The 15,768-nt window shown below is 69.0% G+C and carries 13 protein-coding genes; 3 read left to right on the plus strand and 10 right to left on the minus strand.

The genetic code is table 11. The features are described 5' to 3' along the window. Positions 1 to 5: 5 nt before the first annotated feature. From BM355_RS03240 to BM355_RS03255, 4 genes are all read right to left on the minus strand, one after another. Positions 6 to 2,279, minus strand: coding sequence for an ATP-dependent DNA helicase RecG (locus BM355_RS03240; RefSeq protein WP_245760567.1), 2,274 nt, complete (start codon positions 2,277 to 2,279; stop codon positions 6 to 8). Beyond that, complete coding sequence (locus BM355_RS03245) at positions 2,276 to 3,331, minus strand: DAK2 domain-containing protein (protein WP_245760568.1); 1,056 nt, start codon at positions 3,329 to 3,331, stop codon at positions 2,276 to 2,278. The genes BM355_RS03240 and BM355_RS03245 overlap by 4 nt, the downstream gene beginning before the upstream one ends. A 10-nt stretch (positions 3,332 to 3,341) precedes the next feature. After that, positions 3,342 to 4,790, minus strand: coding sequence for a tyrosine-protein kinase domain-containing protein (locus tag BM355_RS03250; RefSeq protein WP_091694478.1), 1,449 nt, complete (start codon positions 4,788 to 4,790; stop codon positions 3,342 to 3,344). A gap of 66 nt (positions 4,791 to 4,856) precedes the next feature. Beyond that, positions 4,857 to 5,900: an LCP family protein gene (locus BM355_RS03255; RefSeq protein ID WP_245760569.1), complete on the minus strand. Its 1,044-nt coding sequence runs from the start codon at positions 5,898 to 5,900 to the stop codon at positions 4,857 to 4,859. Positions 5,901 to 6,070: 170 nt separating this feature from the next. Between BM355_RS03255 and BM355_RS03260 the strand changes: the two genes are divergently transcribed. Next, positions 6,071 to 6,622, plus strand: coding sequence for a DUF3515 family protein (locus tag BM355_RS03260; RefSeq protein WP_177227811.1), 552 nt, complete (start codon positions 6,071 to 6,073; stop codon positions 6,620 to 6,622). Between the two features lie 17 nt (positions 6,623 to 6,639). Here BM355_RS03260 and BM355_RS03265 read toward each other — a convergent pair whose 3' ends face one another. From BM355_RS03265 to leuC, 6 genes are all read right to left on the minus strand, one after another. Further along, the gene (locus BM355_RS03265) at positions 6,640 to 7,770 is read right to left on the minus strand and encodes a D-alanine--D-alanine ligase family protein (protein WP_091694485.1); all 1,131 of its coding nucleotides are present in this window, start codon (positions 7,768 to 7,770) and stop codon (positions 6,640 to 6,642) included. A 98-nt stretch (positions 7,771 to 7,868) separates the two neighbouring features. Beyond that, positions 7,869 to 8,945: an NAD(P)H-dependent glycerol-3-phosphate dehydrogenase gene (locus BM355_RS03270; protein ID WP_245760570.1), complete on the minus strand. Its 1,077-nt coding sequence runs from the start codon at positions 8,943 to 8,945 to the stop codon at positions 7,869 to 7,871. Continuing rightward, a complete protein-coding gene (locus BM355_RS03275) occupies positions 8,942 to 9,664 on the minus strand; it encodes a lysophospholipid acyltransferase family protein (RefSeq protein WP_245760571.1) in 723 nt (240 codons plus the stop codon). The genes BM355_RS03270 and BM355_RS03275 overlap by 4 nt, the downstream gene beginning before the upstream one ends. A 5-nt stretch (positions 9,665 to 9,669) precedes the next feature. Continuing rightward, a complete protein-coding gene (murA, locus tag BM355_RS03280; RefSeq protein ID WP_091694488.1) occupies positions 9,670 to 10,998 on the minus strand; it encodes a UDP-N-acetylglucosamine 1-carboxyvinyltransferase in 1,329 nt (442 codons plus the stop codon). 122 nt (positions 10,999 to 11,120) lie between these two features. Continuing rightward, positions 11,121 to 11,723: a 3-isopropylmalate dehydratase small subunit gene (gene leuD / locus BM355_RS03285; RefSeq protein WP_091694493.1), complete on the minus strand. Its 603-nt coding sequence runs from the start codon at positions 11,721 to 11,723 to the stop codon at positions 11,121 to 11,123. 3 nt (positions 11,724 to 11,726) lie between these two features. Continuing rightward, the gene (gene leuC, locus BM355_RS03290; RefSeq protein ID WP_091694496.1) at positions 11,727 to 13,211 is read right to left on the minus strand and encodes a 3-isopropylmalate dehydratase large subunit; all 1,485 of its coding nucleotides are present in this window, start codon (positions 13,209 to 13,211) and stop codon (positions 11,727 to 11,729) included. Positions 13,212 to 13,370: 159 nt separating this feature from the next. Between leuC and BM355_RS03295 the strand changes: the two genes are divergently transcribed. Together BM355_RS03295 and BM355_RS03300 are read left to right on the plus strand one after the other, a co-directional pair. Further along, a complete protein-coding gene (locus BM355_RS03295) occupies positions 13,371 to 14,171 on the plus strand; it encodes an IclR family transcriptional regulator (protein ID WP_091695322.1) in 801 nt (266 codons plus the stop codon). Positions 14,172 to 14,274: 103 nt separating this feature from the next. Further along, positions 14,275 to 15,747: a UDP-glucose dehydrogenase family protein gene (locus tag BM355_RS03300; RefSeq protein ID WP_177227812.1), complete on the plus strand. Its 1,473-nt coding sequence runs from the start codon at positions 14,275 to 14,277 to the stop codon at positions 15,745 to 15,747. Positions 15,748 to 15,768 lie beyond the last annotated feature (21 nt).

A 15,768-nucleotide genomic window follows, 5' to 3' on the forward strand; every position in this document is an offset into this window, starting at 1 on the left:
TCCACTCAGCCTCGCTCCAGATAGTCTGCCGCCTCGGCGTGCCCCTGCTCCCAGCGGCGCACTGCGGTGAGCAGTGCTGTGTGCCCGTCCAGCCCCCCGTCCTGCTCGAGTCGGACGGCGACCCAGTCCGCGCACAGCTCGATCACCGCCGCATGCCGCAGCACGGAGATCACCTTCAGTCGGCTGCCTCCGTGTTGTGCGGCACCGGTGATGTCGCCCTCACCACGCTGGTGCAGGTCCGCGCGAGCGATCTCCAGTCCGTCCTGGGTGCCGGCCAGGACCTCCAGACGCTCCAGTGCCGGATGACCGTCCGGACGGCGCGTGGCCAGCAGGCACACCGATGCGGCCCCACCCCGACCGACACGTCCCCGCAGCTGGTGGAGGGTGGACAGGCCGAACGCATCGGCATCCAGCACCGCCATCACCGTGGCGTTGGGGACATCCACGCCCACCTCCACGACCGTGGTGGCCACGAGGACGTCCAGGTCTCCCCGCACGAAGCCGCCCATCACCTCATCCTGGTCGGCGGGCGACATCCTGCCGTGCAGACCCGCCACGCTCACCCCCTGCAGGACAGGCAGGCCCTGCAGCCGAGGCACCATGTCCTCCACGGAGGCATCATGACGACGGTCCTCCAGTCCCCCGCCATCACCGGAGAGCTCTGGGTCAGCAGGGGCGGATGGCTCGGCGTGATCCTCAAGGGTGTCGGTGGGGTCGATCTTGGGGCAGACCACGAAGGCCTGATGGCCGGCCGCCACCTGCTCGGCGATGACCTCCCAGACCCGGGCGATGACCCGAGGACCGTGCGACATCCGGGCCACATGGGTGGCGACCGGCTGCCGCCCGGACGGCAGCCCCTCCAGGACCGTGAGGTCCAGATCGCCGAAGACCGTCATGGCCACGGACCGTGGAATCGGGGTGGCGCTCATCACGAGCAGATGGATCCCCGGATTGGCCTGCCGCAGTGCCTCCCGCTGGTCCACACCGAAGCGGTGCTGTTCATCCACCACAGCCAGTCCCAGCTCAGCGAACTGGACGTGGTCGGCGAACAGCGCATGGGTGCCCACCACGATCCCGGCCTGTCCCGAGGCGATCGCGAGCAGAGCCGTGCGGCGCTGGGCCGTTGACATGGACCCGGTCAGCAGCACCACCGTGGTGGACGGTCCGTCCGGTGCAGACAGCGTCCCGCCCTCGGCCAGCGGCCCCAGGGCCTGGAGCAGGGAGCGATGATGCTGCTGGGCCAGGACCTCGGTGGGCGCCACCAGGGCCGCCTGTCCACCACCGTCGACCACCTGCAGCATGGCACGCAGGGCGACCAGGGTCTTGCCGGATCCGACCTCGCCCTGCAGGAGACGGCTCATGGGATGCCCGGCTGACAGGTCGGCAGCGATCCGCTCGCCCGCTCGACGCTGGCCAGGAGTGAGGTCGAAGGGCAGTCGATCGTCCAGGGCCTGGCGCAGTCCGTCGGGCCGATCAGGCCACGGCCGCGAGGTCGCGTCCGCACTCGCGGCACGCCGCAGTCCGAGCGAGGCCTGCAGGATCAGCGCCTCCTGCACGGCGAACCGCTGCAGCGCGCGGCGGGCCTGGCCGATGGAGGACGGCCGGTGCACCTGCCGATAGGCTTCGGACAGCGGAGGCAGCGGCTCCCCGCCGTCCGGGGCCGCCTCGGCCAACAGCTCAGGGGGAACCGGATCAGTGATCGCCGACCAGTTCACGGCGCCCAGCGCGGTCTCCACGCTGCTGCGCACCACCCAGCTGGGAACCTTGCCCGTCGCCGGGTAGACCGGCACCGGCCCCAGGTCTTGGGTGGACGGCGCCGAGTCCTCGTCCAGCACGGTGAAGTCCGGGTTGTTCAGGGTCAGCTGCCCTCGATACATCGCGGTCTTGCCATGGAACATGGCCCGGGTCCCGGCGGACAGCCGACGCAGGGCGTCGTGGCTGTTGAAGAACGCCATCGCCAAGCTCACCGGTCGGCCCGGGTGGTCATCGGTCACCGTGACGTCCACCAGGAATCCGCGTCGGCTGCGCATCTGGCGTCGACTCACCGAGATGACTCGGGCCACCACGGTCACCTGCTCCCCCACCGGCAGGGCGGCGATGGGAGTCAGCTCGCCACGCTCGATCCAGCGCCGAGGGAAGTGCTCGAGCAGGTCTCGCACCGTGGACATGCCGAACTCGCGCTCCAGCCGCTGGGCGGTGCGGTCCCCCAGCAGACGGACCAAGGGCTGGTCCAGCGGCTCAGTGGACGCGGGCCCACGGGGAACGGTCCGATCACTCACCCGGCTGGCCCGTCCTGACCGCGGCCGTCCGACATGCAGGAGGCCTCATCCGAGCCGGCCAGCGGCTCCAGGACCAGGTTGGTCGGCGATCCGGCGGAGCGCAGCATCGACAGCGCCTCGTCGGCATCGGTCACGTGGGCATGCAGCCGCCACGTGACCGCACCGTCCGGGCCCGGATCGGTGTGCAGGGGACTCATGATCACCGAGTCGCCCACCTCGTTCAGACCGAAGCGCAGCGTGGCCGCGGTCAGCGGATCAAGCCGGATGCTGCACATCAGCTCATACCCAGCGACCGGGTCGATCACTTCGTGGATGTGCGGCGACTCGGGTCCGAATCCGTGGAGACCATCCACCAGGTCGGGATCCAGCGCGGTGTCCAGCACCGAGGCTCGCAGGGCATCCAGCACCAGCAGCAGGCCCATGCCTCCGGAGTCGACCACCCTGGCCTCGGTCAGCGGGGCCAACTGTTCCTCCGTGTGCTCGACCGCAGTCCAGGCCGCCGCCACCACAGCGTCCAGCGCCTCCGCCAGCACCCTGCGCCCGTCGCGCTCGGCTGCGCTGAGCCCCTGCAGGCCGGCCAGGTGATCAGCCGCCGTGGACGCCGCGGAGGCGAGCACGGTGAGCATCGTCCCCTCCTGCGGGTCCGAGAGCGCGGCCCATGCCGCCGTGCGGGCGCGCTCCAGCGCCACGGCCAGGGCGGGGGCGGTGAGTCGGTCCAGTCCGGACAGCGAACCGGACATGGCCGTGAGCATGACCGCCAACAGGGTCCCCGAGTTGCCCCGAGCCTGGTCCAGGGCGGCGCGGCCGGCCAGCGCCAGGACCTCGCCGAGGTCCTGTTCGTCGCCGGTGAGCGAGCCGCCCTCGTCCACGGCCAGACGGGCGGCACGCACCGTCTGGTACATGTTCGTCCCGGTGTCGCCGTCGGCCACGGGGAAGATGTTGATCGCATTGAGCCGGTCCGAGGCGTTGCCCAGCGTGGTCTCGGCCAGCGCAAGCCAGGACCTGACGCTGTCCGCTCGTCGACGCGCCGCTGACGCGGTGGCTGCCATCATCGGTGCCCCCTCACCGGAAGCGCATGCCCGTGACGGACGCGCCGCTCCTCTGCCGCGCCCGCTTCCGGGAACCGCCGGAGCGGTGCGATGCCGTCGGCTCGGCAGCATCAGGCTGGTAGTCGTAGTACTGGTAGCCGCTGCGCTTGATCGGGACACGGGCCAGCACCAGCCCGAGCAGCCGCGATCCGGTCGCCTCCAGGTTCTCCAGGGCGCCCCGCAGCTGATCACGATGGTTGTATCCGTCCACACGGCACACCAGGATGACCCCGGAGCATTGGGCGGCCAGCACGGTGGGGTCGGTCACCGGCTGCAGCGGCGGCGCATCGAGCAGGACGATGTCGTAGTTCTCGCGGGCCCAGTCCAGGAAGCGCCCCATGGCCTCGGCGCCCAGCAGCTCGGACGGGTTCGGCGGGACCTCTCCGGCGGTGATCACGTCCAGCTCGGCCGAGTCTCCCCACACCTGGACGGCGTCCTCCACGTCGATCTGACCGGAGAGGATGGTGGAGAGCCCGACGGCGCCCTCGACTCCCAGGGTCTTGGCCACGCGCGGACGGCGCAGGTCGGCATCGACCAGCAGCACGCGGGTTCCGGACTCGGCGAGCATGACGGCGAGATTGGTCGCCGTCGTGGTCTTGCCCTCGCCCGGCACGGACGAGGTCACCACCACGGTCTGAGTGCCACCGTCCACATTGGTGAACTTCAGGTGGGTGCGCAGCTGGCGGTAGCTCTCGGCCCGGTGGCCCCAGGTGGAGTCATCCACCGTCAACAGCGGTTCGTCCTCGGCTGACTTGTCTTCGGCCACCACCCCCAGCACCGGCGCGTCGGTGATCCGCTCGATGTCCTCTCGGCGGCGGATACGGGTGTCCAGGATGGTCTTGAGCAGGGCGTAGGCGACGCCCAGCGCGGCACCGACCACGAGCCCGAGGGCCAGGTTCAGCAGGGTGCGGGGGCTGGAGGGCGAGGTCGGCACCCCGGCAGGATCCACGATCGACAGGTCCACGAGCGGCTCGCGTTCGTCGCCCGGAGTCTCCACCTCTCCGACGGTCCTGATCAGCGAGGCCGCCGTGGCGTCCGCGATCTGCGCGGCGGTCTCAGGATCGGTGTGGGTGGCCGAGAGATTGATCAGCACGGTCTGCAACGGTGCGTTGGCGGTGACGGTCTCGGCCAGATTCCTGGGGGTGGTGTCCAGGTCGAGCTCCTCGATCACCGGCTGGAGCACGCGGGGGCTGGTGGCCAGCGAAACGTAGGAGGTGACCCGCTTCTCTGAGAAGCTGGAGCCCTGAAGGATCTCGGTGGCGCTGTCCCCGCCGCCCACGGCCACGAAGACCTGAGTGGTGGCGGTGTACTTCGGCTTGGTCAAGGCGGTGGCCCCGGCGGCCACTCCCAGGCCGAGCAGGGTGATCAGCAGGATCGGCAGCCAGTTCTCCCGAAGGATGCGCAGATAGTCTTTCAGGTCCACCGTGGATTCTCTTTCGATAGTGTCAAGGCCAGCGGCCCTCAGTGCATGGTCACGGACGTCCCAGCGTCAGGATGCAGGCTGGATCCGTGCCAGATCGTCGTCCTGCAGGGCGGCACCGATCTCCTGGATGCCATCCCAGTCCGGCCACACCACGGACTGGCTTCCTGCTCGCCCGATCCCCTTCGTGGGGACAGTGAACATCTGCACGTCGTCACGGCGGATGCCGGTGAGCGTCCGGCCGATCTCCACGAGTTCTCCGGAGTCCAAGGTGTCGTCCACCGTGAGGTAGGGCGACATCGTCTCCACCATATCGGAGATGAGACCGGGGTTGGTCAATGTGCGGGTGTTGAGCACCTCGGAGATCACGGCCCGCAGGAACAGCTGCTGGTTGCGCACGCGACTGTAGTCTCCGTCGGCGAACGCGTACCGCTCACGCACGAAGGCCAGGGCCGTGTCACCGTCCATGGTCTGTGGTCCGGCGGCGAAGTCCTTGCCGCCGTTGCCGGAGCTGAAGGCCCGCGGGTTGTCGATGGTGACGCCGCCCAGGGAGTCCACGATCCCTCGGAATCCCTCCAGGTCCACCGCGGCCACATGGTCGATCCGGGTGCCGAACATGCTCTCCAGCGTCTGGACGGCCTTGGGGACCCCGCCGAAGGAGTAGGCGGCGTTGAGCTTGTGCTCCCCTTCACCGGGGATCTCCACCCAGAGGTCACGCATCACCGACATCACGAAGATGTCTTCCCGATCGCCGGGGATGTGGACCCACATCATGGTGTCGGAGCGTCCGGCCTGGGGGACGTCGGGCAGGTCCTCCCGCTCGCCGGAACCGCCTCCGGAGTCCGAGCCCAGGAGCAGGATGTTCAGCGGCTCGTGCTGACCCTCCTGGGTCGGAGCCTTGGTCGGTCGCTGGTCTTCCGCAGGGAACGCCGTCTCGAACTTCTCCGTGGAGTCGTCGAAGGTCGAGGCCAATCCGGACAGATAGACCACGGCCACCGTGCCTGCGCCCAGCACCAGGACGAGCAGGACGCCCAGGATCCACCGGCCGGCTCTGCGGCCGCGCTGGGGGCGCCGAACGCCCTCCGAACCCTCATGTGGCGTGGTTGCGGGCACCAGTTCCTCCAGGGTGGGGTCGTCTCCGCTCGCACCTGGCAGGACGGCGGCGAGGGGCCGTGCATGCGCGGAGCGGACTGTGACGCCGGAACCGCAGACCATACGAGTTCGGCTCGTCTCATGGTACGGTACCGCGCCAGCGCCCTGCGGCAGCACGTACCCTGGATGCCATGTCCCCCACTCTGCACCCCCTGCCTGTCCGCGCCCGCCTGTTGGCGGCAGGACTGGTTCTCTCCCCGGTCGGACTGGCCCTGGCTGCCTGCGGCGCTCCCGTGGCGGACGTGGAAGCGGCGCCCGGGGCCACGGACCCGGTGTGCGCCGAGGCGATGGTCTCGTTGCCGGACCAGGTGGCCGGGTTCGATCGTCGCGAGACGGACAGCCAGGCCACGGCCGTCTGGGGTGCCCCCTCAGCCGTGGTGCTGCGGTGCGGTGTCCCCACTCCCGGCCCCACCACGGAGCACTGTGTCACGGCCAACGGGATCGACTGGGTGACCCGGGACGATCAGACGCATTGGACACTGACCACCTACGGCCGCTCCCCTGCTGTCGAGGTCGTGTTCGATGACACGCGCGCCGCCTCCAGCTCGGTGATGGTGGACCTGGCCTCCGCGGTGGGACGGATCCCTGCCAGCGGTGCCTGCACCTCCACGGGCCCGACGACGGCTCCTCCCCTGCCCAGTGCAGGGGCACCTGACGCGGGGCGCCAGGACGAGGGCGACTGACTCGCCCATTGGGCTGCTCAGCGCAGGCCGGTGCCACGCTCCAGCGCGAGGTCGATCAGCTCGTCCAGCAGTTCTGCGTAGGGCAGGCCGCTGCGCTCCCACATGGCCGGGTACATGCTGATCGGAGTGAAACCGGGCATGGTGTTGATCTCGTTGATGATGAATTCACCGTCGGGCGTGTAGAAGAAGTCCACCCGGGAGAGGCCCTCGGCTTCCACAGCGTCGAAGGCCACCACGGCCAGCTCTCGCACGGTCTGGATGGCCTGCTCGGGAAGCTCGGCGGGGCAGGAGAGATCAGCCGCGCTGCTGTCCTGGTACTTGGCGGCGAAGTCGTAGAAGTCATGGTGGTCGGCGCCATCATGGACCACGATCTCACCGGGCAGAGAGGCTCGGGGCATCTGGGTGCCGTGTCCGTCCAGGACGGCGCATTCGATCTCTCGGCCCACGATCCCGGCCTCCACCACGACCTTGGGATCGTAGCGTCGGGCCTCCTCCACGGCCGCCCGCAGACCGGCCGGCTCGGTGACGCGGGTGATGCCGATCGATGAGCCGGCACGCGCTGGTTTGACGAACACCGGGAACTCCAGCCGGGCGGCCCGGTCCAGGGCGGCCTGTGGATCGGTGAGCCACTGCCGGTCGGTGATCGTCTCCCAGGGTCCCACGGTGAGCCCGGCGGCCTGGAAGGCGACCTTCATGAAGTGCTTGTCCATGCCCACAGCCGAGGCGAGCACTCCGGGGCCCACATAGGGGATCCCGGCCATCTCGAGCAGGCCCTGCAGGGTCCCGTCCTCACCGTAGGGCCCGTGCAGGACAGGGAAGACCACGTCCACGCCGCCGACACCGGGGATCGGGTCCGTCTCCTGCTGTCCCACTGGTCCGGACGTCGCGCAGGTGCGTGCCGGCAGCAGCTCATGGCCGTGTGGCGTGCTGGAGAGCACCAGCGGGATCTCCGGTTCGGGCACGCGGGGCAGCTCGGTCCCCCTCAGGGACCAGAGATCCGGATCTGACTGCACGGCGGCCCACTGTCCGGTGGAGGTGATGCCGACCGGGACCACCTCGTACATCTGTGGGTCCAGGGCGCGCAGCACGCCTGCCGCGGTCACGCAGCTGACGGGGTGCTCGCTGGAGCGTCCCCCGAACAGGACCATGACGCGCAGCCGGCCGTCTGTGCCTGACCCTCGATGAGCAGGGGGCGTTGCCGCGCGGTCCGCGCCGATGGGTCTGTCGGTCTCGGCGGGGTTCTGGCTCACTGGGGTCCTTCCGGTTTCAGATCTCGTGCCAACAGCAGTCCGGCGATCGATCGTACATCCAGCTGCCCGTTGACCACGGCGTTCACGGCCTCGCTGATGGGCATCTCCACACCGACCCGCCGGGCCAGGTCGACCACGGCGGAGACCGACTTGATGCCCTCTGCGGTCTGGCTCATCTGCTCGGAGACCTCGGCGGTGGTCAGTCCCTGGCCCAGCAGACGCCCGGCGCTGCGGTTGCGGGAGAGCGGGGAGGCGCAGGTCGCCACCAGGTCGCCCAATCCGGCCAGGCCGGAGAGCGTCTCGGCATTGGCCCCCAGCCGTGCGGCCAGCCGCGTGGTCTCGGTCAGCCCCCGGGTGATGACCGAGGCCTTGGAGTTGTCCCCCAGCCCCTGTCCGTCACAGATCCCCACGGCCAGCGCGATCACGTTCTTGACGATCCCGCCGATCTCCGCCCCCGGCACGTCCGTGTTGGTGTAGGGACGGAAGTATGGCGCCGAGGTCCGGGAGACGAGCAGGGCGGCGGTGGGCTCATGGGCGGAGGCGATCACCGTGGCGGTGGGCTCCTCACGAGCGATCTCCAGAGCCAGGTTGGGACCGGAGACCACGGCGAACCGCTCCGGCGGCAGCTCCAGCACCTCGGCGCACAGCTCGCTCATCCGGGCATCCGTCCCCCGCTCGAGTCCCTTGACCAGGGACACCACGACGACGGCCGGGTCCAGGGCGTCTTTGACCTCCAGCAGGGTGGCCCGCACCTGCTGGGCCGGGACAGCCACGACCACCACATGCGCATCGCGAACGGCTTCATTCAGGTCCGAGGTGGCGGTGAGCAGTGAGGGCAGCTCGATCTCCGGCAGATACTGGCTGTTGCGATGCTCCTGGGTGATCTCCTGTGCCACCGCCTCACGGCGCGCCCACAAGGTGATCTGGGTGCCGTCGTCGCCCCGGTGACGGGCGCTGTCGGCGAGCACCTTGGCGAAGGTGGTCCCCCAGCTGCCGGCGCCCAGCACCGCCACCTTCAGTGCGGTGGTGTCGTCCGGCAGCCTGAACGCGGGCTCCTGGGCGGACTGGGTCACGCAGAGTCTCCGTTCCGCGTCCCGGTACGGGGGTCGAAGCGTCCCACCTGCATGGTCTCGCCCCTCAGGTCCTCCACCTGGGTGGTGATGGCCGTCATGATTCGTTCGGTGGCCTCCTTCAGCACGGATCGGGTGTGCGGCACGGTCCTCAGGTCGTTCAGCTGGACCGGTGGGCCGACCTTGATGCGCGCGTTCTTCCGGGGCCAGACCCGGGGGTAGCGGCCATGGCGGGGGAACATCTCCTGGATGCCCCACTGGCCGACCGGGATCACCGGCGCCCCGGTCTTCAGGGCCAGGCGAGCCGCACCGGTCTTCGCCTTCATCGGCCACAGCTGAGGATCGTGGGTGATGGTCCCCTCGGGATAGATCAGGATCGCTCCGCCCTCGGCCAGGACCCGCTCTGCCGCCTCCAGCGAGGCGCCCCCGCCACGGGTTCGCTCCACCGGGATGTGGTGCATGCCGTGGAGCATCTTCCCCACCACCGGGATCCGGAACAGCTCGGCCTTGGCCAGCACGTGGGGCAGGTGCCCCTGGTTGTAGACCATGTGGGCCAGTGCCAGCGGGTCCAGCTCGGAGATGTGGTTGGCCACCAGGATGAACCCGGTGTCCGGGATGTGCTCCAGACCGGACCAGTCCTTGGACGTGAGCAGATTCATGGCGGGACGGACCACACTGGCCGCAGCCAGGAATCCCACCCGCAGGGAGAGGGGAGCCTTCACCGGGACTACCGCGCGGTCTCGGAGAGTTCGATGTCAGCGCCGAGGCCGGTCAGCTTGTCCATGAACTTCTCGTATCCGCGGTTGATGATCTCGATGCCGGTCACCGTCGAGGTGCCTTCGGCGGCCAGTGCGGCGATCAGGTGGGAGAAGCCGCCTCGCAGGTCGGGGACGTCGATCTGGGCACCCTGCAGGATGGCTGGTCCGGAGATGACCGCTGAGTGCAGGAAGTTGCGCTGGCCGAACCGGCACGGCACCGAGCCGAGGCATTCGCGGTGCAGCTGGATGGAGGCGCCCATCCGCACCAGGGCGTCGGTGAAGCCGAACCGGTTCTCGTACACGGTCTCGTGGACGATCGAGACGCCTTCGGCCTGGGTCAGCGCCACAACCAGCGGCTGCTGCCAGTCAGTCATGAACCCAGGGTGCACGTCCGTCTCCAGCACGAGGGGGCGCAACGTTCCACCACCGTGCCAGAAGCGGATGCCTTCATCATCGACCTCGAACTCTCCGCCGATCTTGCGGTAGGTGTTCAGGAAGGCCGTGAGGTCGCGCTGCATGGCTCCCTCGACATAGATGTCGCCCTTGGTCACCAGGGCAGCCGACGCCCAGGATGCTGATTCATTGCGGTCCGGGATCGCCCGATGGTTGTACCCGGACAAGGTCTTGACGCCTTCGATCCGAATGGTCCGATCGGTCTGGACCGTGATGATCGCACCCATCTTCTGGAGCACGGCGATCAGATCATGGATCTCCGGCTCCACGGCGGCGCCCTGCAGCTCGGTGATGCCCTCTGCGCGCACGGCGGTCAACAGGACCTGCTCGGTGGCTCCCACGGAGGGATAGGGCAGCTCGAGCTTGGCACCGTGCAGACCCTTGGGAGCGGAGATGTGGATGCCGCCCGGGCGCTTCTCCACGACCGCCCCGAAGTGCCTGAGCACGGTCAGGTGATAGTCGATCGGTCGATCGCCAATCTTGCAGCCGCCCAGATCCGGGATGAAGGCCTCGCCGATGGAGTGCATCAACGGACCGCAGAACAGGATCGGGATCCTGGAGTCTCCGGCGTGAGCGTCGATCTCCGTGGAGCCGGCCGACTTGGTGTCCGCGGGGTCCAGGGTCAGGTCCCCGGTGTCCTCGTCTTTGGTCACCTTGACGCCGTGCAGCTGCAGCAGGCTGGTGACCACGTCGACATCCTTGATCTCAGGGACGTTGCGCAGGACCGAGGGACGGTCGCCGAGCAGGGCGGCGACCATGGCCTTGGGCACCAGGTTCTTGGCGCCACGGACGTGGACTCGTCCCTGCAGCGGCTTGCCGCCGTGGATGGTCAGGAGTTTTCCCATGGTCAGTGACTGTCCTCCGCGCTCGACGGTGCGAGCTCTGTATCGACTCTGGATCCTCGGGGGTGCCCTCAGGCGCGGATCCGCCTCCCCAGCATACGACCCGACGCCGGTCCCGGCAGTGATCAGGCAGTGCGGGCAGGCAGCGTGGCGGGCTTGAAGGCCGGCCGACTCTGCTCGAACTCGGCGATCCGATCCTCGCTGCGCAGGGTCAGACCGATGTCGTCCAGACCCTCCATCAGACGCCACCGTGTGTAGTCGTCGATCCTGAACCCGGTGCTGAAGGAACCGCAGGTCACCGTGCGGTTCTCCAGGTCCACGGTGACCTCGGTGCCGGGGTGGTTCTCCAGCTCCTTCCAGATCAGCTCGATGTCCTGCTGATCGACTTCAGCGGCCACCAGCCCCTGTTTGCCGGAGTTGCCGCGGAAGATGTCGGCGAAACGCGCCGAGAGCACGGCCTTGAAGCCGTAGTCCTTCAGCGCCCAGACCGCATGCTCTCGAGAGGAGCCGGTGCCGAAGTCCGGGCCGGCCACCAGCACCGAACCGGTGGTGTAGGGCTCACGGTTCAGGATGAAGTCCGGTTCTCGACGCCATCCTGCGAAGAGAGCGTCCTCGAAACCGGTGCGGGTGACCCGCTTGAGATAGACGGCCGGGATGATCTGGTCGGTGTCGATGTTGGACTGCTTCAACGGGACTCCGACGCCTGTGTGGGTGGTGAACTTCTCCATGGATCAGACCTCCTGAGGGACGGACGGGACCTGCAGTCCGAGATCTGCAGGCGCGGAGAGGGTGCCGCGGATCGCGGTGGCGGCGGCCACCACGGGAGAGACCAGGTGGGTGCGCCCACCCTTGCCCTGGCGTCCCTCGAAGTTGCGGTTGGAGGTGGAGGCGCAGCGCTCTCCGGGCGCCAGCTGATCCGGGTTCATGCCCAGGCACATGGAGCAGCCGGCGAAACGCCACTCTGCACCGAAGTCCTTGAAGACCCGGTCCAGCCCCTCCGCCTCGGCCTGCAGCCGGACACGGGCCGAGCCCGGCACCACGATCATCCGGACGTCCTGGGCCTTGGCCTGTCCGTCGATGATGGCGGCGGCGGTGCGCAGGTCCTCGATCCGAGAGTTGGTGCAGGAGCCCAGGAAGACGGTGTCGACCCGGATCTGCTTCATCGGCGTGCCCGGCTCCAGGTCCATGTATTCCAGGGCGCGCCGGCAGGCGGCCTGATCGTTGAGGTCCTCGAACTGCTCCGGCGCGGGGACGGACTCGTTGAGCGAGACTCCCTGGCCCGGGTTGGTGCCCCAGGTGACGAAGGGATCGAGCTGGTCGGCGTCCAGGAAGACCTCGGCGTCGAAGACCGCGTCGTCCTCGGTGGCCAGCGTGCTCCAGTACTCCACGGCGGCATCCCAGTCGGCCCCCTGCGGAGCGTGCGGGCGTCCCTGGATGAAGTCGAAGGTGGTCTGGTCAGGAGCGATCATGCCAGCCCGCGCGCCGGCCTCGATCGACATGTTGCAGATGGTCATGCGCGCGTCCATGGACAGCGATCGGATGGCCGAGCCACGGTACTCCAGGACGTAGCCCTGGCCTCCGCCCGTGCCGATCTTGGCGATCACGGCCAGGATGATGTCCTTGGCGGTCACCCCTTCGCGCAGGGTGCCCTCGACGTTGATGGCCATGGTCTTGAAGGGCTTGAGCGGAAGCGTCTGGGTGGCCAGCACATGCTCCACCTCCGAGGTGCCGATACCGAAGGCCAGTGCGCCGAAGGCTCCGTGGGTGGAGGTGTGGGAGTCTCCGCACACCACGGTCATGCCCGGCTGGGTCAGGCCCAGCTGCGGTCCGACCACGTGCACGATCCCCTGGTCGGCATCGCCCAGCGAGTGGATGCGGATGCCGAACTCCTCGGCGTTCTCGCGCAGGGTCTCGATCTGCTTGCGAGAGATCGGATCGGCGATCGGCTTGTCGATCTCCAGGGTGGGCGTGTTGTGGTCCTCGGTGGCGATCGTCAGATCAGGTCGGCGCACCGGACGGCCGGCCAGACGCAGACCCTCGAAGGCCTGGGGGCTGGTGACCTCATGCACCAGGTGCAGGTCGATGTAGAGCAGGTCGGGCGTCTGAGCGTCTCCCGCCCCTTCGCCGGGAACCACCACGTGGTCCTGCCAGACCTTCTCGGCCAACGTGCGCGGGCGGTGTGTCCTGGGGGTGCCCGCGGCTGCTGTCTCAGTCATCCTGTGTCCTTCCCTGACGGTCCGACCACTGTGACATCCTGGACCGCGGTGCCTCCACGCCACACAGCGACATCTCACATATTGAGACGCTAGTATCGAATGATGGACACTTCACCAGGGGACCTCCGGCCCGACGACGACACCCCAGGACTGCACGCACTGCATCGTCCCAGCGGGGTCGGGGTGGTGGACAAGACCGCCGCCATCCTGGATGCTCTCGAGGCCGGACCCACCAGTCTGGCCCAGTTGGTAGCCGCCACCGGCATTGCCCGCCCCACGCTGCATCGTCTGGCGGCGGCGCTGCTGCATCACCGTCTGGTCGGACGGGACCTGCAGGGTCGCTACGTGCTGGGCAGCCGCCTCTCCGAACTGGCCTCGGCCGCCGGTGAGGACCGGCTGACCTCGGCGGCCGGTCCGGTGCTGGTCTGGCTGCGCGACGCCACCGGGGAGAGCGCCCAGCTCTTCCGCCGTCAGGCGGACAGCCGCATCTGTGTGGCCAGCGCCGAGCGGCCGGTCGGCCTGCGGGACACCATCCCGGTGGGGACGCGTCTGTCCATGAAGGCAGGCTCCGCCGCGCAGGTCCTGCTGGCCTGGGAGGACCACGAACGGCTCGTGGAGGGACTGGCGGAGTCGGTCTTCACGCCCACCACTCTCTCGGCGGTGCGTCGCCGCGGCTGGTCCCAGTCCTTGGGCGAACGCGAGCCCGGCGTGGCCTCGGTCTCCGCACCGGTGCGCAGCCCCACCGGGAGGGTGATCGCCGCGGTGTCCATCTCCGGCCCCATCGAACGCCTGTCCCGTCAGCCAGGGCGCGTGCATGCAGACACCGTGGTGCGGGCCGCCCGGCATCTGACCGAGCTGCTGCGCCAGGCCGACGGCCCCTTGAGTCCACCGACCTCGCTGCCTGATCCGGTCAGCAGCGGTCAGATGCCCTGGTCGGACGGAACAGGGCGTCGTCGCTGAACCGGGCAGCGCCATCTGCGGTTAATGATTCGCTCATCCAGGTGTCCTACTGTTCACCGCAGACCGTGCAGGCTCTGCACATCCCGCGAGACGGAGGACCATGATGACCGCTGCAGCACCGACCCCCCACGCCCAGCACCGCTCCCTGCGTCTGTCGGTGATCGGGACGGGGTATCTGGGTGCCACGCATGCGGCGTGCATGGCCGAGCTGGGGTTCGAGGTGCTGGGCCTGGATGTGGATCCGGCCAAGATCGATGCCCTCTCCCGCGGGGAGCTGCCCTTCCACGAACCCGGCCTGTCCGAGCTGCTGGTCAAGCACGTGGACTCCGGCCGGCTGCGCTTCACCACCTCCTACCAGGAGGTCGGAGACTGGGCCGATGTCCACTTCATCGGCGTGGGCACACCCCAGAAAGCCGGAGAGTCCGCCGCGGACATGCGCTACGTGGACGCCGCCGTGACCTCCCTGGCCGAGCACATCACCCGGGACGCGCTGATCGTGGGCAAGTCCACCGTCCCGGTGGGCACCGCCACCCGGCTGGCCGGACTCATCCAGGACATCCGAGCCGGCAGCGGCCGGCCCGGCTCCGTGGAGCTGGCCTGGAACCCCGAGTTCCTGCGTGAGGGCTTCGCCGTGAAGGACACCCTGCACCCAGACCGCCTGGTCGTGGGAGTGCGCTCCGACCACGCCGAGCAGGTGCTGCGCCAGGTCTACGCCGCACCGCTGGCCGAGGCCACCCCCTGGATCAGCACCGACTTCGAGACCGCGGAACTGGTCAAGGTCGCCGCCAACGCCTTCCTGGCCACCAAGATCTCCTTCATCAACGCCTTCTCCGAGATCACCGAGACCGTCGGCGGAGACATCACCACCCTGGCCGACGCCATCGGACACGACCCGCGCATCGGCCGCCGGTTCCTCAACGCCGGCGTCGGCTTCGGCGGAGGCTGCCTGCCCAAGGACATCCGCGCCCTGCAGGCCCGAGTCTCCGAACTGGGCCTGGACCGCACCATGGCCTTCCTCAACGACATCGACGACATCAACCTGCGCCGCCGCGACCGCGTGGTCGACCTCGCCGTCCAGGTCCTGGCCGCCGTGCGCACCGGGCGCACCGACTCCACGGGGCCGGCCGAGGTGCGCTCGCACGGCGGCACCGCGCCCACTCCCACACCGACGGCGGTGCACACCCTGGTGGGCACCCGCATCGCCATCCTCGGTGTGGCCTTCAAGCCGGACTCGGACGATGTCCGTGACTCTCCTGCCCTGGATGTGGCCAATCGCCTCTTTACCGCCGGGGCCGACGTCGCCGTCTATGACCCCCAGGGCAACCGCAACGCCGCCGGACGCTTCCCACGCCTGGACTACGTGGACTCCCTCCAGGAGGCCGTCACCGGAGCCGACCTGGCGATCCTGCTCACCGAATGGGACGAGTTCAAACAGATGGACCCCGCCCAGCTGGCACCGCTGATGAAGCACCCGGCGATCATCGACGGCCGCAACGTCCTGACCGCCCAGGACTGGATCGACGCCGGCTTCACCCACGCCGCCCTCGGCCACCGCTTCGACCCCGGGCAGGGGTGATCCGGAGCCTCCCGGCGTGGC

Source organism: Micrococcus terreus, from assembly GCF_900116905.1.
GTDB lineage: Bacteria > Actinomycetota > Actinomycetes > Actinomycetales > Micrococcaceae > Citricoccus > Citricoccus terreus.

Bases quoted from the DNA above. Each gene is read 5' to 3' on its own strand.
- BM355_RS03245 (WP_245760568.1), bottom strand. From the start codon at position 3,331: ATGATGGCAGCCACCGCGTCAGCGGCGCGTCGACGAGCGGACAGCGTC.
- BM355_RS03260 (WP_177227811.1), top strand. From the start codon at position 6,071: ATGTCCCCCACTCTGCACCCCCTGCCTGTCCGCGCCCGCCTGTTGGCG.
- BM355_RS03265 (WP_091694485.1), bottom strand. From the start codon at position 7,770: ATGGTCCTGTTCGGGGGACGCTCCAGCGAGCACCCCGTCAGCTGCGTG.
- murA (WP_091694488.1), bottom strand. From the start codon at position 10,998: ATGGGAAAACTCCTGACCATCCACGGCGGCAAGCCGCTGCAGGGACGA.
- leuD (WP_091694493.1), bottom strand. From the start codon at position 11,723: ATGGAGAAGTTCACCACCCACACAGGCGTCGGAGTCCCGTTGAAGCAG.
- leuC (WP_091694496.1), bottom strand. From the start codon at position 13,211: ATGACTGAGACAGCAGCCGCGGGCACCCCCAGGACACACCGCCCGCGC.
- BM355_RS03300 (WP_177227812.1), top strand. From the start codon at position 14,275: ATGACCGCTGCAGCACCGACCCCCCACGCCCAGCACCGCTCCCTGCGT.